Below are 17,901 nucleotides of genomic sequence, written 5' to 3'. Positions count from 1 at the left end.
AACCAGGGACAAGGGACTCAAATCGAGATGGCTCCGGTGGCCAGCGCGTAGACGCCGGCGCATGCGGCGATCGTGATCGCTGCAAAAAGGATGATTTCGAACGGCCTGAAGATCGCTTCCTTGCGCTCGCGCTTTGCGAGTAGGAACAGCACCGTGCCGGGTGCATAGAGGATCGACGACAGCAAGAGAAACTTGGGCCCGCCTGCGTAGATCATGCCGGCCGCGTAAAGTGTCGCGATGGCCGAGCGGATCCAGTCGACAATGCGGGCGTGCTCGCCGGCGTGATAGGCCTCGCTGGTCCAGGCGAGCTTCAAGCCGTACGCCGCAACAAAGAAATATGGGATCAGCGTCATCGCGCTCGTCATCTTCAAGGCAAGCGTGAATGCGTATTCCGCAAACCAGGTGACGAGCAGAAAACTCTGGATGACGCAGTTGGTGAGCCAGAGTGCGCCGGCAGGGACCTTGTGCACGTTTACCGTGGCGAGAAAGGAGGGCATCGTGCGGTGGATCGCGGCGGAATGCAGGATCTCGGCCGCCAACAGCGACCAGGACAAGTAGTTGCCGAGGACCGAGATCAGCAGTGCCACACTGATGAATACGCTGCCCCAGCGGCCGACGACCGCTTCCATCACGCCGGCCATGGATGGTGTCGGTAGATCCGCCAGCTCCGCTCGTGGTAGCACGCCGTACGACAGGAGCGTCACGAGGACGAGGAGGCACAGAACCGTCAGAAAGCCGGCAAGGGTTGCGAATCCGACATCGGCGCGGCTCCGGGCGTAGCGGGAGTAGACACTCGCGCCTTCAATTCCGACGAACACGAACACCGTCAGCAGCATCGTGCCGCGAACCTGCGCGACCACCTTCGAGACGTCCGGCTGCTCCGTCCCCCAGAAATTCATGGAGAAGAGCGTGCCGTCGAAGGCGATGACGGCGACGACGATAAACAATAGTATCGGGATGATTTTCGCGTAGGTCGCGATCGTATTCAGCGCGGCCGCCCCCGTGATGCCGCGCAGCAGCAAAATGTGCACTCCCCAGAGAAGGACGGTCGCCGAAGCGATCGCCACCGGCGTTGTGCCATCGCCGAAGATCGGGAAAAACTGTCCGAGCGTCGCCTTGATCAAGACGAGGCAGGCGACATCTGCAAGGCAGCAACCGATCCAGTATCCGACTGCCGAAGCAAAGCCGATATAGTCGCCAAATCCGGCCCTGGCATAGGCATAGATGCCGGCATCGAGGTTCGGCTTGCGCTGCGACAAGGTCTGGAACACGAAGGCGAGCATCAGCATGCCCGTGCCCGCGATGGCCCAGGCGATTATCGCTCCGAGCGCGCCCGTGGTCCGTCCGAACGCTGCAGGCAATGCAAAGATACCGGACCCGACCATCGACCCGATCACGAGCGCGATGAGCGCATTCCGGGAGAGCCCTTGATCGGCCTGGCTCGATGGAGGCGCCATGGTGCAAGCTGGCCTTCCAATCGGAGATCGGGCAGGCGCGACAACCCCTTGCGACGGTGGAGCGCCGGCCACCCCTTGGCAAAGACCTTAGGAGCAGCCCTTCTGCTCGAACATCAGTGATTCTATGTAGAGAGCAGTGGCAGGAAACCAGTAGGCCGGACCTGGTCCGGCCAGCCTCGTCTTTCCTCAGTTGCGACCGGACGAAAGTCCGGGAGCGGTATCGGCCACAAACACGAAGCTCGACCGGACGAATTCCCCGGCCTTGGCCAGCTCTTCTACGATGTGCCGGGCATGCAGCATCGCCGCGTGCTGGTCAACGTGCTCGCATCCGCTCTCGTCCGGCGAGAGGCCGTATTTGTCGACGATGTGAAAGAAGTAGCGCATGTCGGCCGATTAGGCCGGAAATCGACCCGCTTCCAGTGACAAATGCGTAAGGGTCGTAATCAGAAAGACGAACGCAGGCGGCAGCTCCATCTTGCGATTCTGTAAGGCGGAAAATCGCCGCAAGCTGAAGGGCAGGCGTGCCGAATTTGCAGGCCGAGTAGGGTGATCTTGCCCCCGGGATATCAGGTGATTGTCCGATATCCGTACGAGGGCAGAGGGATAGGGTTGCTGCCTCCCAACGGCTCCGCGAGGAGGCAAGCGATGTCAAACTACGATCAGAACCTGGCGACCTCTGACGCAATCGCGATGGACGCTGGATTGCGCGGCTACATGCTGCGCATCTACAACTACATGGCCGCCGGCGTCGGCTTGACCGCCGTTGTAGCGTGGCTGACCTATCAGCTCACCGGCCCCGCCTTGCTGCAGAGTCCGTTGATGTGGGTCTTCATACTGGCGCCGCTCGCGCTGGTCTTTTTCCTCAGCGCGCGCATCAATACGCTGTCGGCGGCGACGGCGCGGCTCCTGTTCTTCATCTATGCCGCGCTGGTCGGTGTCTCGCTCTCGATACTGCTGCACATCTACACCAGCGCCTCGATCACGCGCGTGTTCTTCATCGCGGCCGCCATGTTCGGGGCGCTCAGCGTGTTCGGCTACACCACAAGGCGTGACCTGTCCGGCCTCGGCACTTTCCTGTTCATGGGCCTGATCGGGGTCATCATTGCCAGCCTGGTGAACCTGTTCCTGCAATCAAGCGGGCTCGACTGGTTGATCTCGGTCGTGGGCGTCGGCGTCTTTGCGGGGCTCACGGCCTACGACACCCAGCGGATCAAGGCGATGTACGACAGCGGGGACGATGAAACGTCGGCTGGCCGCAAGTCGGTGATTTCAGCGCTGTCGCTCTATCTCAACTTCATCAACCTGTTCATGATGCTGCTGCGTCTGGCCGGCAGCCGGCGCTGAGCGACCGAACGAAAGGCGGCCCTCAGGCCGCCGGTCGCTCCGCGGCGCTTGCCAGCGCGTCGCGCAGGGCCTGCTCCCTGGTGTCATCCAGGGACGTCTTCAGCACGGTCCCTCCGGCGTCCTTGATCTCCTTCAGGACCTTGTCTGCAGTCATATTCTTGATCAGGACGAACAGCGCGGCATTGCCGGTGTGGAGTGACGCTGACAACTCCTTCATGAAGGAGTCGTCGATGCCGAAATCGGACAATGCGCCGCCCAGCGCGCCGGAGGCCGCGCCGACGGCGACACCGAGGATCGGATTGAGGAAGATCATGCCGATCAGGAGCCCCCAGAAACCGCCGGTCACCGCCCCCATCGACGTCGTATTGACGAGTTGATTGAGCTTGATGCCGCCGGAATCCGTCTTCACGGCGATCACGGCATCGCTGATCGTGATCAGATATTCCTTCTGCAGCTTGAGCAGCCGTTGGCGCACTTCCTCAGCCTTTGCTTCGGATGGATAAACGATCGCCACTAGATCTGACATGAAGACCTCCCGCTGGATCGCACTCCGCCGGCTAAGCCTGGTACGCTGGCGGACGCGCTGTCAGAGATTAGCCGTCGGTTCACCGGCGCGGCATCGGAGAAAACCCTCAGGCGTCGGGATGATTGTTCCTGATCATGGCGACAGGGAATACCTGGGTCTGACCTGTCCCGATGCATGAGCTCGCGCCTCACGCGGCCACAAGCATCAACACGCTGAACAGCAGCGCCAGCATCAGAAGGCAGGTGCTTGCCGCCGGCCACTCGCAGAGAACACCGTTGCCCCTCTCAACATAGCTACTGAACGCGCAGCAGCCCTGTCGGAATCGATTGAGCACGCCGATTGCGACCTTCCAGCGCACCGAAGACGCAAACGGGTGCGGCCAGGGGCTGAGCAGGATTACCAGCACCACGCCTCCCAGGACAGGCAACAGTGATTTGGAGAGCGTCTCGAGACCGTAGAGATCTGGCGGCGAAATGTACGGGACAGGCAGATACGGTTCCCAAGGCACGAGGCCGAGCAATAACGAGCAGAGCGCCAGGACGAGCGCCGCCACGTTCCGAAGTCGCGGTGCCGGGCCCGTCAATACAACGGGCTTGTCCGGAGGGGCCAGCGCATGAGCCAGAACCAACAAAACATAGGCGGCAGTGAATACCCCGCCCGCCTGGAGCACGACCACCCACCACCATTGCTGCCTCTCGGTCGCGGCCTGAAGCAACAGGTCCTTCGCCAGGGATGCGCCACTCGGCTGCACGCCGATCAGCGCGATGCCGGCGAAGGCAAACGTCAGCACGCTCAAGGGCAGGACCCGCGCGATACCGCCGAGCCCCGTGATGCGATCGTGGCCGAGCCCGGCGTAGATCGATCCGGCGGCCATGAACATCGCCGCCTTCGCAGTGGCATGAGAACCAGCCTGTAGCAGGCCGCCCGCCAGGGCCCCGCCACTCTCCAGGTGACCCGAGCCATTGAACGCGAGCGGAAACATCAGAAAGAGATACCCGATCTGGGCCAGCGTTGAATACGCGATCAGGAGCTTCAGTCGTTCCTGGCGCAAGGCGAGAACGCTTCCAAACACGATCGCCGCCGCTCCCAGCGCGGCGAGCAGTTGCGTGGCGGCGAAACCGGGCAGCCCAGGCATCACCTGGAACCAGAGCCGCACGATGATGAAGAAAGATCCCTTCACGACGAGGCCAGACAGGATCGCACTGGCGGCAGCTGGCGCGCCCGCGTGGGCCGGCGGCAGCCAGAGATGCAACGGAAACAGCGCGGTCTTGGCCAGAAGACCCGTTGTCATCAATGCCGCCGCGACGAGCGAGGCCGGCTCTGCTCCAATCCGATGCGACAACAGCACGATATCCAGGGTGGCATGGAGACCATAGAGCAGTGCCGTGCCCAGCAAATAGAGCACGGAGCCGAGCAACGCGAAGAGCAGATACCGTATCGCCGCTCGCAGGGTCTCCGGGCGGCCATCCAGCGAGACCAGCGGCACCGCGGCGAATGTCAGCAATTCCAGGGCAACATAAAGCGTGAAGAGGTCTCCACCGACAAAGATTGCGTTCAGCGCGGCCCAGACCGCCAGCAGCAGGATCCAGAACGCGAATGGCGCGCGGGCCTTGGTCGTCGTGACGGAGAATTCAGCACCGGCATAGACGGCGACTGCGGAGATCACGACTGCGGTTGCCGCAAGCATCACGGCCGACAATCCGTCCGCGCGCAGCGCCACCCCCAGCGGCGGCGGCCAGGCGCCGAGCAGGTAAACGAGAGGGCCCGTGCCGTGCGGCACTGCTGCCAGAATCGTCACGGCGATCGCCAGCCCCAGCGGCACCATCGCGAATGCGACCAGCCTGACGTATCGGTCGCCCAGAACGAAGGCCAGCAGAACACCCGCGATGGGTATGGCAATCGACAGCACCAGCAGGAACCCGCTTGGGGTTGTTGTCGCGTCCAGTGCAGGGGCAGGGGGTAGCATCAGCCACCAGCCTGATCTGGGTCATCGCCCGGCGAGGAGCGACTGCTCTGCGCCACGGAGGCGCTCGTCTGGAACAGCCGCAGCAGCAGTGCGATTGCCAAAGCCGTTGCGGAAAACGCGACGACGACGCCGGTGATCACCAAGGCTTGCGGCACGGGATCGTTGCCCATCCCTGCCGCCGCACCGCGCCGTCCAACGACGCCGAACAGGAGGAATACGCCGCTGCCAAGTAGATTGAAGGCGATGATCTTGCGGAGGGGCTGGGGGTTCGTGATCAGGCCGTAGAGCCCGAGTCCGACTGCGGCAGCAGCGTACAATCCGAACACCGTCACGCCGCTCACGGCCCCGTGCTCCGTTCCGGCGCGCCGGCGAGCAGCAGGCCGAGCGTCGCTGCGATCGTCAGGGTCATTGCGATTTCGATGCCAAGTATCAGCGGCTTGGCCAGCGCCGGCGGATAGGAGAGGAATGCGGCGCCAAACAGAAGGCCGGCAAGGCCGACGAGCAGGAACAGGCCGGGTCCGGCAACGAGGATGAACCGTACCGATCGATGGCTCACGAGCGGCGTGTCCGCCAATCCGGCCATGATGGTCAGCAGCCACATCGACGCGAGAATCGCGCCGCCCTGGAAAGCTCCGCCGGGATGGTCGGAACCGGTCCAGAGGATATAGATCCCGATGACGATGCCAACCGGTGGCAGCAGCCGCGCAAGAAAGGCGAGAACGCCACGTGGATCGGCCTGGTGGCGCGGCCCCGGACGGCCGCCCCACGCGCTGTCAGGCGCAAGCGACCAAACGCCGATGATGGCCAGCAACAGCACGACCTTCTCGAGCATGGTATCCATGGCGCGGAACGCCATGAGCACGTTGGTGACGGGGTTGGACAGGCCCGTCGCCCAGGCATTTGCAACAGCAGCCGGGGCAAGCGTCGGAGCAGGATCGGGTAGCAGCAGGACCACCCCGGCCAGCACGGCAGCCGTCAGTACGGACAGCGCTGCGGCGCCGGCTCGCAGCAGTTTGCCTGGCCTTGCGTCTGCCATCATGTCGGCATCCCGCAACCGCGCCGCCGCACCCAGCAGCAAGACGCCACCGAGCCCGCCGCCGATTGCGGCCTCGGTCAGCGCGACGTCGGCAGCATCGAGGCGTACCCAGATGAGTGCCACCAGCAGTCCATAGGCAACGAACCCGACCGTGGCCGAAAACGTCTCGGGCACGACGATCGTCCAGACGCCGAGGGTCAGCACGACCGCGGCAAGAACGATTTCGAAGACCGTCTCAATGCTCATCGGTTCAGCTGGCTATGGCGCGCCGCACGCGCAATCAGTTGCGAGACGGTGGCGCCCGCGAGCAGGCCGAGCAGCCAGATACCAACCAGCTTCAGCCCGTCGCGAAGACCCGCTGCCTGCGGGAGCAGTCCGAGCACAACCAGGCCGAGGCCGAGATTGTCCGCCTTGGTCAGCGCGTGCAGGCGCGTCAGGGTATCGGGAAAGCGGAGCAGGCCGACCGTGCCGGCCAGAAAAAAGAACGCGCCGGCCGACACTGCTGCAATCGTCATCACGTCGCGTGCGAGGCTCATTCGTCCTCCGTTGATGCGGTTCCATCGGCCGCGAAGCGGGAAAGTCCCTTCTTGACGAACGCGATGGAGGTGAAGGTGGCGAGCAGCGCCAGGGTCAACGCCACGTCGATCGCTGCGGGTATGCTCGCTGCGGTGCCGAGCAGTAGCAGTGTCGCAATGCCTCCGGTCCCAATCAGTTGCGTCGCCATGACTCGATCAGCGTCGCCAGGGCCACGCAGGATCGACAACAGTCCAAGCGCCAGCATGGCCAGAATAAAGCCGACCGCGACCGTCAGGAACTCAGTCATTGTAAAGCGCTCGAGCCAAGGCCGCCTCCTCCTGATCGAGTTCGGCGATCACGGGCTGATCGACGTCGAGGCAGTGATAGAGGAGTTGCGCCTCCTCCTCTCCGGCCGGCACGGTGCCTGGCAACAGGCTGGTGAGTGTAGCGAACACGTTGCGACGCAGGCCACGCGGAAGGCGGGTTGGATACGCGACGAATCCAGGGCGCAGCGGCAGGCTGGGATCGAGTGCGCGCCTTGCGACGTCCACTCCGGCCACAATGGACTGGTACAGGAACAGAAGCGCCAGTCGGAGGATCGCGCGAGGTGAGCGCCGCGACGTGCCAGGCTCCAGCAAACGCAGGCTCGCCCAGGTTGCCGTCGCGACGGCGATTGTTGCGGCAGGAATGTCATCGCGAGAGGCGCCGGCAAGAACGAGCCAAAGGCAGAGGAACCATGCCGCTCGGGACGCCGCGCTTCGCCAGGTCGCCCCGACTCCGACGCCCGTATGTGCGTCCCGCTGTCCCGAGGGCCCTCTCATTCGTCAAGCCGCCGCGCTCGATCGCTTCATCTGAGCGTGGAACAGTGCGCTCTTGATGAGACCGGCGATATTGGGTGATTGCCTGATCAGGCGTCGGGAATTCCCCAGAGCGCTGTCGGACGGTTGTCACGCCTCGTCAGGTTTTGCCTGCGTTTGCGCCGCGCCGTAACCGCGATTGCATCCGGCCGCACCGAGTAGATTTGCCGATGTGTGCGGCCGATCCCCTGGGCAAGAATACCGAGGGGCGATGCCGCGAAATCGCAACCTCGGGAAAGGCTGACCTGCTCGGCAACGTCTCAGGAATTTGAGGAGCTTGGCTATGCGCGGTCGCCGAACGACACCTCGGCAAGCCATTGCACTGACGCTGATGGCAGTTGCATCCGCGTCGATCCTGGCTGCGTGTGACCGTCAGGTGGAAACAACGAAGTCGTCTCCGCGTCCGGTCCGGACCACGACGATCGAGAAGCGTGAGAGCCTGATGCCGCTGACCTTCACGGGGCGCATCGAGGCGGAGGACGAAGTCAGCGTCGCTTTCCGGATCTCCGGGCGTCTGCTTGCGAACGAGGCCAGGCTCGGTGACAGGGTCGAGGCCGGGCAGTTGCTGGCGCAACTGGAGCCCCAGAGCGAGCTGAGCACATTGCGGCAGGCGAAGGCTGCTCTTTCCGCTGCACAGGGCCAGTTGACGCAGGCACGCAACCATTACGAGCGCCAGGAGACTCTGTTGGCACAAGGGTGGACCACGCGTGCCAATTTCGAGGCGGCGACGCAAGCACGACAGACCGCCCAGTCGCAGGTCGAGGCGGCGGAGGCGCAATTGAGTTCTGCGCACGATCTCGTCAGTTTCACCGAACTGCGAGCCGACGCGCCGGGCAAGATCACCACGACGGGGCCGTCGGCCGGCGAGGTCGTTCAGGCCGGACAAATGATCGCGCGGATCGCCAGACAGGACGGCCGCGACGCCATCTTCGATGTTCCTGCTCAGATGGTCAGATCGGCCCCAGCCGACGTGCAGGTCACCGTCAGCCTGACGGATGATCCGAAGATTACGGCGCGAGGCCGCATTCGTCAGATCGCGGCACAAGCCGATCCAGTCACCCGCACCTTCGAGGTCATGGTCGGCTTGACGGATCCGCCGGCGGCGATGCGGCTCGGCGCGACCGTCAACGGCCGCGTCGAAACCAGTTCCGGGCCGGTGATCGACATACCGGCAACCGCGTTGACGCGGATCAATCAACAGCCGGCCGTGTGGGTTGTCGATCCGTCGACGAACGTCGTTTCGGCGCGCAACGTTGATATCCTGCGTTTCGACCAGGCACAGGTCATCGTCTCGCAGGGGTTGGACGCCGGAGAAATCGTCGTCACCGCGGGCGTGCAGGCGCTTCACCCGGGCCAGAAGGTGCGGGTGCTCGGGTCAGAGCCATGACCGGGCCCAATCTCTCCGACTGGGCCCTCAGGCATCGCTCGCTCGTCGTCTATGTGATGATGGTTGCCGTGATCGCCGGTGGACTGGCATATTTCCGGCTTGGCCGAAACGAGGATCCGTCCTTCATCATCAAGACCATGGTCGTTCAGGCGGCCTGGCCGGGGGCAACGACCGAAGAGACGATGAAGCAGGTGACGGAGCGGCTCGAGCGCCAATTGCAGGAGACGCCCCACCTGGACTTCCTGCGCAGCTTCACCCGGGCGGGTCTCGTCACCATTTTCGTCAACCTGAAGGGAAGTGCGAACGCGAGGCAGGTTTCCGACACCTGGTATGAGGTGAGAAAGAGCATCGGCGACATGCGGCACACCTTGCCTGCCGGGGTCGTCGGTCCGGGCTTCAATGACGACTTCGGCGACACGTTCGGCATCGTCTACGGCTTCACCAGTGACGGCTTCACGCAACGGGAATTGCGAGATCACGTCGAGCGTATCCGTTCCCGATTGCTTCAGGTCCGTGACGTGTCGAAGATCGAGCTCCTGGGTGCGCAGGACGAGGTGATCTTCGTCGAATTCTCCAAGCAGGAACTTGCGACCCTGGGCGTCGATCGGGCGGCTCTGCTCGCCGCGCTGCAATCGCAAAATATCGTCCGCCCGGCGGGCGTGATCCAGACCGGCAAGGAAAGCATCTCCGTGTGGGTGTCAGGCGGTTTTCAGTCGGAGCAGGACATCGCGGGCGTCAATTTCGTCGCGGGAGGACGCACGATTCGCCTGAGCGACATCGCGCAGGTGCGGCGCGGCTACGTGGATCCGCCGCAACCGATGTTCCGGGTCAACGGCCAGCCTGCAATCGGGCTTGCCATCGCAATGCGCGACGGCGGTGACATTCTTGCGCTCGGCAGAAACGTCAAGAAGGTGATGGCGGAGATCACCGCCGACCTCCCGATCGGAATCGAGCCGATCCTCGTTGCCGACCAGGCAGTCGTGGTCGGGGGCGCGATCGGCGAATTCATGACCTCGCTCCTTCAGGCGATCGCCATCATCCTGGTGGTGAGTTTCATCAGCCTCGGAATCCGTCCCGGCCTCATCATCGCGCTTGCCATCCCGTTGACGCTGGCCATCGTGTTTCCGATCATGGAGATCGCTCGCGTCGACATGCAGCGGATATCGCTGGGAGCGCTGATCATCGCGCTCGCACTTCTGGTCGACGATGCGATGACGACCACCGACGCAACGCTCAATCGGCTGGCGCAAGGCGATAGCAAGGTCGACGCGGCGACGTTTGCCTACCGCAGCCATGCCTTTGCCATGCTTGCGGGAACGCTGGTGACGATCGCGGGCTTCATCCCGGTCGGGTTTGCCGCGAGCTCGGCCGGCGAATATACGTTCTCGCTGTTTGCGGTGGTTGCGATCGCGCTCCTGGTGTCGTGGCTCGTTGCCGTGGTCTTCACGCCCTTGCTGGGTGTCGTCATTCTTGTCCCGCCGGCGCAGAAGGGCGCTGCCGAGCCCGGCGCGATGTTCCGTTTCTATCGGAGTTTTCTGACGCTGGCGATGCGCGCCAAGTGGCTGACGATCGCGATCTCGCTGGCGCTCTTTGTTGCGTCCGTTCTCGCGCTTCCGTTGATCCCGCAGCAGTTCTTTCCGTCGTCCGATCGGCCCGAATTGCTCGTGGACCTGAGCCTGCCGCAGAACGCATCGATCCATGCGAGCGAGATGGCAGCCAAGCGCCTGGATGCAGCATTGGCCGCCGATCCGGACGTCCGTCATTGGAGCACCAATGTGGGGCGCGGTGCGATCCGCTTCTATCTCCCACTGAGCGTGGAGCTTCCGAACGATTCCTTCACGCAGGCGGTTGTCGTGGCAAAGGACGTCGCAGCGCGCGAGCGCCTGCAGGTGGGGTTGGAGCGTCGTCTCGCGGAGGAGTTTCCGGCGGCCGTCTCGTCGGTTTCGCCTCTGGGCCTCGGCCCACCTGTCGGATGGCCGCTGCAATATCGCGTCAGCGGACCTGATGTCGAGCAGGTGCGTGAGATTGCACTCAAGGTTGGACAGATCCTGGCCGCGGATCCCAGGGCCAAGGGCATCAACTTCGACTGGATGGAGCCGGAGCGCCAGCTGCGCATCTACGTCGATCAGGATGAAGCGCGCCGGCTCGGCCTGAGCTCGCAGGCGATATCGAGCGTATTGAACACCGTGATATCCGGCGCAATCGTCACCCAGGTCCGCGACGACATCTATCTGGTCAACGTGGTGGCCCGGGCAATCGATGAACAGCGCATTTCGCTGTCCAACCTGCGCACGCTCCAGGTGCCGCTACCTGGTGGAAAGACGGTGTCGCTCAGCCAGTTTGCGACGTTCGGATATCATCAGGAGCATCCGCTGATCTGGCGACGCGACCGCATCCCGACCCTGACGGTGCGTGCCGATATCGGTGGTGGAACGCTGCCCGATACGATGGTGGATGCTCTGTCGCCCGCGATCGAAAAGCTGAGGAAGACGCTTCCTGCATCCTACGATGTGGCCGTCGGCGGGACCGTGGAAGAGAGCCGGAAATCGCAGGCGTCTGTGCTCGCCGTGGTTCCCATGATGCTGTTCGTCATGTTCACGGTACTGATGGTCCAGCTGCAGAGCTTTTCGCGACTGGTCATGGTCGTCAGCGTGGCTCCGCTCGGGATGATCGGCGTCGTGGCCGCGCTGTTGCTGTCCGGCAGGCCGATGGGCTTTGTCACCATTCTCGGCGTTCTCGCCTTGCTCGGCATGATCTGCAAGAACGCGGTAATTCTGATCAGCCAGATCGACGCGGAGCGCGCGCAGGGCAAGAGCCCATGGGACGCGGCGGTGGATGCCAGCAGCTCCCGTTTCCGTCCCATCATGCTGACGGCGGTGTCGACCGTTCTCGGCATGATCCCGATTGCGCCAACCGTATTCTGGGGGCCGATGGCGGTTGCAATCATGGGCGGCCTGCTGGTCGCGACCGTGCTGACGCTTGTGTTGCTGCCGACATTGTACGTGACCTGGTTCGGGGAGAAGGGACCAGCCATGGCCTCCGCGCCACCGTCGTCGTGAGTGGCTGTTTCCGGCGAGGGAAATCCCGACGCTCGACTAGGTAATCACCCGATATTCCAGGTGTCGCCCAGGGCGCATCGTGCGACCGCCGGCAAAGTCGCTCGGCCGGGATGTTGCGCACCCGCGTGTCGCGAGGTCTTCACATGACTGGGACGCCGTCAATCCAGAAGCTCTCCCTGTTCGCATTGACCGCGATGGTGGTCGGCTCGATGGTCGGCTCGGGGATATTCTCGCTGCCGAGAACTTTCGGCATCGCCACCGGTCCGTTCGGCGCGATCTTCGCCTGGTGCATTGCCGGCGGCGGCATGTACACCCTCGCGCGGGTGTTCCAGGCACTGGCCGAGCGAAAGCCCGAGCTCGATGCCGGCGTCTATGCCTATGCGAAGGAAGGATTTGGCGACTATCCCGGCTTCTTGTCGGCATTCGGATACTGGATCGGCAGCTGCATCGGCAACGTATCCTATTGGGTCCTCATCAAGTCGACCTTGGGCGCCTTCTTTCCGGTCTTTGGCGACGGGAACACGGTCACGGCAATCATCGTCGCCTCGATCGGAATCTGGCTGTTCCACTTCATGATCCTGCGCGGCGTGCAGCAGGCGGCCGCGATCAACACCATCGTCACCGTCGCCAAGATCGTGCCGATCCTGGTCTTCATCGCGATCCTGATCGTCTCATTCAACGCCGACATGTTCCGCGGCAATTTCTGGGGCGGCGTGGGCATGCCGGACAAGGGCCTGTTCGAGCAGATCCGCGCCACGATGCTGGTCACGGTGTTTGTCTTTCTCGGCATCGAGGGCGCCAGCGTCTATTCACGCTACGCCAAGGAGCGTGCGCATGTCGGTGCTGCAACCCTGCTCGGGTTTGCGATCGTGACGAGCCTGATGGTGCTCGTCACCATGCTGCCATATGCCGTGCTGCTCCGCGCCGAGATCGCCGGCATGCGGCAGCCGTCCATGGCGACGGTCCTGGAGGCCGTGGTCGGGCATTGGGGCGCGATCTTCGTCAGCATTGGACTTCTGGTTTCGGTGTTGGGGGCCTATCTCGCCTGGTCGCTGATCTGTGCCGAGGTGCTCTCTGCCGCCGGCCGGACCAGGGATATGCCGGCGTTGTTCGGGCAGGAAAATGCGAACAAGGTGCCCGCCGCGGCGCTCTGGCTCACCAATGTGATCGTCCAGCTCTTCGTCATCAGCACATATTGGTCGCAGGATGCGTTCGCGTTGATGCTCAATCTGACGAGCGTGATGTCACTCATTCCGTTCTTCCTCGTCGCAGCCTACGGGCTTCTGCTCGTCAGGTGGGGCGAGACTTATGAGAAGAGCGGCAGTGAGCGAACGCGCGACACGATCTTTGCCGGCATCGCCGTCATCTACACGCTGTTCCTGATCTATTCGGCCGGAATGAAGTTCCTGCTGCTGTCCCTGATCCTCTACGCGCCCGGCACGGCACTCTATTTCTGGGCGCGCCTGGAACAGAAGGCGAGGGTCTTCACGGCCGTCGAGTGGGGCATCTTCATCGCAGCCGCCGTCGGCGCTGCTGTCGGGATTCACGGATTGGCCACCGGCTACATCACGATCTAGGCAAGGCAACCCTCAAGGGCAGTCCCATGGCAAAGCAGGCATCGGAATCCAATAGTCCCTTTGGCGTTCATTCGGAGGTCGGTCAGCTCCGCAAGGTCATGGTCTGCTCACCCGGCCGCGCCCATCAGCGCCTCACGCCTTCCAATTGCGACACGCTGCTATTTGACGACGTCCTGTGGGTCGAAAACGCCAAGCGCGATCATTTCGATTTCGTGCAGAAGATGCGTGATCGCGGGATCGATGTGGTCGAGATGCACAACCTGCTGACCGAGACGGTCGCGATCCCCGAGGCCAGAAAGTGGATCCTCGACAACCAGGTTGTTTCCGATCAGGTCGGTCTCGGTCTCGTCGACGAACTGCGGGGCTATCTCGAGAGCCTCACGCCGCGCGAACTGGCCGAAACGCTGATCGGGGGCGTTTCGACCCATGACTTCCCGGAGGCCCATGGCGGCGAGATGCTCAAGCTCGTCCGCGAGGCCGCCGGCATGACCGAGTATCTGCTGCCGCCGCTGCCCAACACCTTGTATACGCGCGACACGACATGCTGGATCTACGGCGGGGTCACGCTGAACTCGCTCTATTGGCCGGCGCGGCATGAAGAGCCGATCCTCGCCACCGCCATCTACAAGTTCCATCCGGATTTCGCCGGCAAGGTCAATGTCTGGTGGGGCGATCCGACCCGGGACCACGGTCTCGCGACGCTGGAAGGCGGCGACGTGATGCCGATCGGCAAGGGCAACGTCCTGATCGGGTTGAGCGAGCGCACCTCGCGGCAGGCGATCAGCCAGGTCGCCGCGGCCTTGTTCAGGAAAAAGGCGGCCGAGCGTGTGATCGTGGCTGCGATGCCGAAGCTCCGCGCCGCAATGCATCTGGATACGGTCTTCACGTTCGCCGACCGGGATTGCGTTCTGCTCTATCCCGACATCGTCAACAACATCGCGGCCTTTTCCTACCGGCCGGCCGACAATTCCGCCGGCCTCGAACTGCGCAGGGACGAAAAGCCGTTCGTGGATGTGGTGGCTGAGGCCCTTGGCCTGAAGAAGCTGCGCGTGGTCGAGACCGGTGGCAACGCCTATATGCGCGAGCGGACGCAGTGGGACAGCGGCGCCAATCTGGTTTGCGCGTCCCCGGGCGTGGTGTTTGCCTATGACCGCAATACCTACACCAACACGTTGCTGCGCAAGGAAGGGATCGAGGTGATCACCATCGTCGGTGCAGAGCTCGGGCGGGGCCGGGGAGGCGGTCATTGCATGACCTGTCCGATCACCAGGGATGCGGTGGACTACTAGGCGGATCGAGTGGGCTTGGCCGTGAGGCCAGCGCGCCGTTCCGCTTTTCTCGGGGCAACGCAACCGATCGCGTCAGATGCAGAGTGAGTTCCCCGGCGTCTGTTCCGCAGCGTCGGGAGCTTCCGGCATTTTACGAAATGGCAATCTGTCGGTTCAATCCCTGATTTAAAATCCTATCATTAACACGCCACAATCGCTGCCCAATCTGAGGCGATTCCTGGTGTACGCAGAAGCCATCGGGGCATGCCATGCGTGGATCTATCGTTCTGTTGCCGGTCGTTGGATTGTTTGGAGCAAGCACCGCGTGGGCCGCGGATGTTGATCTCACCGAGCTGAAGGCGAGCAGTCCCGTACCGTATTACTCCGCTCCGTCATGGAGCGTCGTCGGCTCCGTTGCACCGACTTTCACCGACAATGCCTTGTTCAGCCGGGACAACCGCAAATCGGATTTCTACTACGAGCCTGACGTGAGCGTCAGGCTGGACGGGAATCTGACAAATGACCTTTCCTACCGGCTCTACGCTCGCGCCCAATACGAGGCGTTTGCGAGGGAGAAGGATGGCAACGCTGCAGTCGCACGCGTGGGAGCGCGCCTGACGGAGAATTGGGACGGCTGGCGCTTCTCCGCCATCTACGAGAACCGATATGATTTCGACGGTGTCTACCGGGACCTTGCCTTCACTTCGCATGACGTGATGGGCTCGGTGGCGCGCGACTTCCGCATGAATAATGTGACACTCTCGCCGCTGTTGCTTGTGACCTACCGGTTTTCCGACCTCGCGGAAGCTCGCCGCTGGCGCTTCGACGCGTTGCTCGGCATCGAGGTCAAGCTCGATCCGAAATGGTCGATCGTGAGCACGCCGCTGTTCGAAGCCTTCTGGTTCACGGACGGGCTGAACCGGGGGCGGCAGGACCAGATCTACTCGGCGGACCTGGGTGTGAAGTACAATTTTACCAGCAACGTGTCGCTGACGACCAGTGTGTTGTACGAGGCGCGTACATCGAATGTTGCGGTGCGGCGCTACAGGGACCTCAGGATCGGTCCTCGACTTGACTTCGCTTTTTGAGGGGCCTGCAAGATGATGAAATGCGCGTGGGTGCTGATGGGACTCGCCGTTGGTCTAGCGGCGCCGTCTGCCGCTGCCGCAGACCCGCGCGATTCTGTGGACCGAAGCCAACGCCTGGATACCGATGCACTCAGGGACGACGTCGGCATTAACCGCCTCCAGGTGCCGTCTCATCCGCTGGTGATCGCGCCGCCTCAACAGCCCCCTCCGAGCGCGAAGGCAGGAAAGAAGAAGAAGTCCAGCGCGAGCGGAGCCGGAACCCGCTAGCGCCTGGTGGTACATGTCGTCCGATCTCGATCCGAGAACGATATGCATGATTCTCGGAGCGCGTTGCTTACGTGTCGATAAAGCTGTTGTACAATTGTCTCGCTCGTAAAAGTTGTAAGTGGCACTTTAGCATTTGTTGCATCTCTTTTGAGTCCAGTGCCTTCTCCCCTCACGAATTCGAGATTCCAATCTCGCGCTACGACTACTTATGGCGCTATCAACCTAACGGTGTATAATCTGCGGACCCCACGGGCGTCTGTACTCTGATCCAGGGTGATGCCTCGCCTGCGGGGCAGGACGGCGACTCTCGATATCGAGCTTCAATGTCGGGCGTTTCCGCAGCAGAGTGAGCGCGTACCGTGAAGCCTCATAGCTTTCCCGCTCCCGAGCCAATTCGAACCGGCGGCACAGGGTCGTTCCGGCTCGGTTTCGAAGAAGCCAGCGACCGGCTGTACTGGATGTGCTCGGCCGACTTTCTCTTCGTAGTGCGCCCTTCGCCTGGCGGACGCTTCGTCTATGAGGGGATCAATCCGGCCTTCGAGTCGCATCTCGGCATTTCATCCGATGACATCCGGGAGATGGACGTCTCCAGTTGCATGAGCAGGGATGACGCTAGATCCATCTATGAAGCCCTTCGCGCCTGTGTTGCGGAAGGTACGGAAGTGAGGATTCGCCATCGTCTCGCATTTGGCGACCGGCGGCAAAATATGGAGACGACCATCGTTCCCGTTGTGGATCCCGTGGCAAGGAGCGCGATCCGACTGATCGGTAGCCATCGTACCATGCGTCATGGTGCATTCGAAGCCGCGATCGAAGGAGTCGATGATCTGCACGTCGGGGCCAATTTGGCGTCCATTCAGGAGGATATCCAGCAGCGGATTGCTTCCGATCTCCATGATTCGACATGTCAGCATTTGATTGCCGCGAGTCTCGGTCTCATGCGGCTCCGGCGTAACATCAGCGACCCGGTCGGTGCCGAACGGCTTTGCGATGAGATCGACGCGTCTATCGACGAGGCACTCAGGGAAATCCGTGCCTTTTCCTATCTGCTACACCCCCAGAATCTGACGATCGACAGACTCAAGGCCGCGATCGAGCACTATGCCGATGGATTTGCGGCCCGCACCTCGTTGCGGGTCACGACCAGGATCGTGCCCGACGTCGACAGGCTACCTTACGAGAAGCAACGCGCCTTGCTGCGGATCGTCCAGGAAGCCCTCACGAACATATTCCGCCATGCGCACGCGACGGAAGTGAGCATCGTTATCGATGCGATCGGTCGTCATTTTCGACTGACGGTCACTGATAATGGGCGGGGGATGCGCGCCGACTACGCGAAGCAAGGCGCGAAAACCATATCCATCGGCGTCGGAATTCCCGCGATGAGGGCACGTCTCGAACAGATCGGAGGGTCATTGGATATCCACTCCGATCCGGCAATACAGCTCTCCGGCACCGTCCTGCGCGCGGAGTTTCCGCATGGGCTGGCGACGAACAAGCGTGGCCGGCGAAAGGCCGCGGGCTTCGGGAGGGCCCAAGCTGGCACCCACTGA

16 protein-coding genes are annotated in these 17,901 nt (G+C 62.6%); 7 read left to right on the top strand and 9 right to left on the bottom strand.

Annotated elements, in window-relative coordinates; all coding sequences use genetic code 11:
- Window positions 1–17: 17 nt before the first annotated feature.
- Both A3M7_RS0139610 and A3M7_RS0139605 read right to left on the bottom strand, forming a co-directional pair.
- Entirely contained in the window at window positions 18–1,457 is a 1,440-nt protein-coding gene (locus A3M7_RS0139610) for a basic amino acid/polyamine antiporter (RefSeq protein ID WP_027548844.1), read from the bottom strand.
- A gap of 186 nt (window positions 1,458–1,643) precedes the next feature.
- On the bottom strand, window positions 1,644–1,841 hold the full coding sequence (locus A3M7_RS0139605) for a hypothetical protein (protein WP_027548843.1): 198 nt from the start codon (window positions 1,839–1,841) through the stop codon (window positions 1,644–1,646).
- A gap of 261 nt (window positions 1,842–2,102) precedes the next feature.
- On the opposite strand from A3M7_RS0139605, the gene A3M7_RS0139600 reads away from it, so the two are divergent.
- Window positions 2,103–2,801, top strand: a complete 699-nt coding sequence (locus A3M7_RS0139600) for a Bax inhibitor-1/YccA family protein (protein ID WP_027548842.1) — start codon at window positions 2,103–2,105, stop codon at window positions 2,799–2,801.
- Window positions 2,802–2,823: 22 nt separating this feature from the next.
- Here A3M7_RS0139600 and A3M7_RS0139595 read toward each other — a convergent pair whose 3' ends face one another.
- From A3M7_RS0139595 to A3M7_RS0139565, 7 genes are all read right to left on the bottom strand, one after another.
- Entirely contained in the window at window positions 2,824–3,327 is a 504-nt protein-coding gene (locus A3M7_RS0139595; protein ID WP_027548841.1) for a DUF1269 domain-containing protein, read from the bottom strand.
- Window positions 3,328–3,514: 187 nt separating this feature from the next.
- Entirely contained in the window at window positions 3,515–5,236 is a 1,722-nt protein-coding gene (locus A3M7_RS0139590; protein WP_245284432.1) for a complex I subunit 5 family protein, read from the bottom strand.
- Window positions 5,237–5,292: 56 nt separating this feature from the next.
- Window positions 5,293–5,634 carry an NADH-quinone oxidoreductase subunit K gene (locus tag A3M7_RS0139585; RefSeq protein WP_027548839.1) on the bottom strand — a complete coding sequence of 114 codons (342 nt, stop codon included), beginning with the start codon at window positions 5,632–5,634 and terminating at the stop codon, window positions 5,293–5,295.
- A complete protein-coding gene (locus A3M7_RS0139580; RefSeq protein ID WP_027548838.1) occupies window positions 5,631–6,575 on the bottom strand; it encodes an MnhB domain-containing protein in 945 nt (314 codons plus the stop codon). Before A3M7_RS0139580 ends, A3M7_RS0139585 begins: the two co-directional genes overlap by 4 nt.
- A complete protein-coding gene (locus A3M7_RS0139575; RefSeq protein WP_027548837.1) occupies window positions 6,572–6,865 on the bottom strand; it encodes a monovalent cation/H(+) antiporter subunit G in 294 nt (97 codons plus the stop codon). Before A3M7_RS0139575 ends, A3M7_RS0139580 begins: the two co-directional genes overlap by 4 nt.
- Window positions 6,862–7,152: a monovalent cation/H+ antiporter complex subunit F gene (locus tag A3M7_RS0139570; RefSeq protein ID WP_027548836.1), complete on the bottom strand. Its 291-nt coding sequence runs from the start codon at window positions 7,150–7,152 to the stop codon at window positions 6,862–6,864. The genes A3M7_RS0139575 and A3M7_RS0139570 overlap by 4 nt, the downstream gene beginning before the upstream one ends.
- On the bottom strand, window positions 7,145–7,666 hold the full coding sequence (locus A3M7_RS0139565; RefSeq protein WP_027548835.1) for a Na+/H+ antiporter subunit E: 522 nt from the start codon (window positions 7,664–7,666) through the stop codon (window positions 7,145–7,147). Before A3M7_RS0139565 ends, A3M7_RS0139570 begins: the two co-directional genes overlap by 8 nt.
- 319 nt (window positions 7,667–7,985) lie before the next feature.
- On the opposite strand from A3M7_RS0139565, the gene A3M7_RS0139560 reads away from it, so the two are divergent.
- The 6 genes from A3M7_RS0139560 (at window position 7,986) to A3M7_RS0139535 (ending at window position 17,901) form a co-directional block, all read left to right on the top strand.
- On the top strand, window positions 7,986–9,089 hold the full coding sequence (locus tag A3M7_RS0139560) for an efflux RND transporter periplasmic adaptor subunit (RefSeq protein WP_049823985.1): 1,104 nt from the start codon (window positions 7,986–7,988) through the stop codon (window positions 9,087–9,089).
- Window positions 9,086–12,148: an efflux RND transporter permease subunit gene (locus A3M7_RS0139555; protein WP_027548833.1), complete on the top strand. Its 3,063-nt coding sequence runs from the start codon at window positions 9,086–9,088 to the stop codon at window positions 12,146–12,148. Before A3M7_RS0139560 ends, A3M7_RS0139555 begins: the two co-directional genes overlap by 4 nt.
- Before the next feature lie 143 nt (window positions 12,149–12,291).
- Window positions 12,292–13,725, top strand: coding sequence for a basic amino acid/polyamine antiporter (locus tag A3M7_RS0139550; RefSeq protein ID WP_027548832.1), 1,434 nt, complete (start codon window positions 12,292–12,294; stop codon window positions 13,723–13,725).
- A 26-nt stretch (window positions 13,726–13,751) separates the two neighbouring features.
- On the top strand, window positions 13,752–15,014 hold the full coding sequence (gene arcA / locus A3M7_RS0139545) for an arginine deiminase (RefSeq protein ID WP_027548831.1): 1,263 nt from the start codon (window positions 13,752–13,754) through the stop codon (window positions 15,012–15,014).
- A gap of 269 nt (window positions 15,015–15,283) precedes the next feature.
- Complete coding sequence (locus tag A3M7_RS0139540) at window positions 15,284–16,081, top strand: outer membrane beta-barrel protein (RefSeq protein ID WP_245284431.1); 798 nt, start codon at window positions 15,284–15,286, stop codon at window positions 16,079–16,081.
- Window positions 16,082–16,707: 626 nt separating this feature from the next.
- On the top strand, window positions 16,708–17,901 hold the full coding sequence (locus A3M7_RS0139535; protein WP_027548829.1) for an ATP-binding protein: 1,194 nt from the start codon (window positions 16,708–16,710) through the stop codon (window positions 17,899–17,901).

Origin of the sequence: Bradyrhizobium sp. WSM2254 (genome assembly GCF_000472645.1) — a bacterium.
Taxonomy (GTDB): Bacteria; Pseudomonadota; Alphaproteobacteria; order Rhizobiales; family Xanthobacteraceae; genus Bradyrhizobium; species Bradyrhizobium niftali.
Note: the sequence above shows the minus strand (reverse complement) of the source record. Positions and strands in the feature narration are given on the sequence as shown.

Excerpts from the sequence above, each read along its gene's own strand:
- A3M7_RS0139595 (WP_027548841.1), bottom strand. The coding sequence starts at position 3,327 with ATGTCAGATCTAGTGGCGATCGTTTATCCATCCGAAGCAAAGGCTGAG.
- A3M7_RS0139570 (WP_027548836.1), bottom strand. The coding sequence starts at position 7,152 with ATGACTGAGTTCCTGACGGTCGCGGTCGGCTTTATTCTGGCCATGCTG.
- A3M7_RS0139565 (WP_027548835.1), bottom strand. The coding sequence starts at position 7,666 with ATGAGAGGGCCCTCGGGACAGCGGGACGCACATACGGGCGTCGGAGTC.
- A3M7_RS0139600 (WP_027548842.1), top strand. The coding sequence starts at position 2,103 with ATGTCAAACTACGATCAGAACCTGGCGACCTCTGACGCAATCGCGATG.
- A3M7_RS0139580 (WP_027548838.1), bottom strand. The coding sequence starts at position 6,575 with ATGAGCATTGAGACGGTCTTCGAAATCGTTCTTGCCGCGGTCGTGCTG.
- A3M7_RS0139605 (WP_027548843.1), bottom strand. The coding sequence starts at position 1,841 with ATGCGCTACTTCTTTCACATCGTCGACAAATACGGCCTCTCGCCGGAC.
- arcA (WP_027548831.1), top strand. The coding sequence starts at position 13,752 with ATGGCAAAGCAGGCATCGGAATCCAATAGTCCCTTTGGCGTTCATTCG.
- A3M7_RS0139610 (WP_027548844.1), bottom strand. The coding sequence starts at position 1,457 with ATGGCGCCTCCATCGAGCCAGGCCGATCAAGGGCTCTCCCGGAATGCG.
- A3M7_RS0139575 (WP_027548837.1), bottom strand. The coding sequence starts at position 6,865 with ATGAGCCTCGCACGCGACGTGATGACGATTGCAGCAGTGTCGGCCGGC.
- A3M7_RS0139555 (WP_027548833.1), top strand. The coding sequence starts at position 9,086 with ATGACCGGGCCCAATCTCTCCGACTGGGCCCTCAGGCATCGCTCGCTC.
- A3M7_RS0139550 (WP_027548832.1), top strand. The coding sequence starts at position 12,292 with ATGACTGGGACGCCGTCAATCCAGAAGCTCTCCCTGTTCGCATTGACC.
- A3M7_RS0139560 (WP_049823985.1), top strand. The coding sequence starts at position 7,986 with ATGCGCGGTCGCCGAACGACACCTCGGCAAGCCATTGCACTGACGCTG.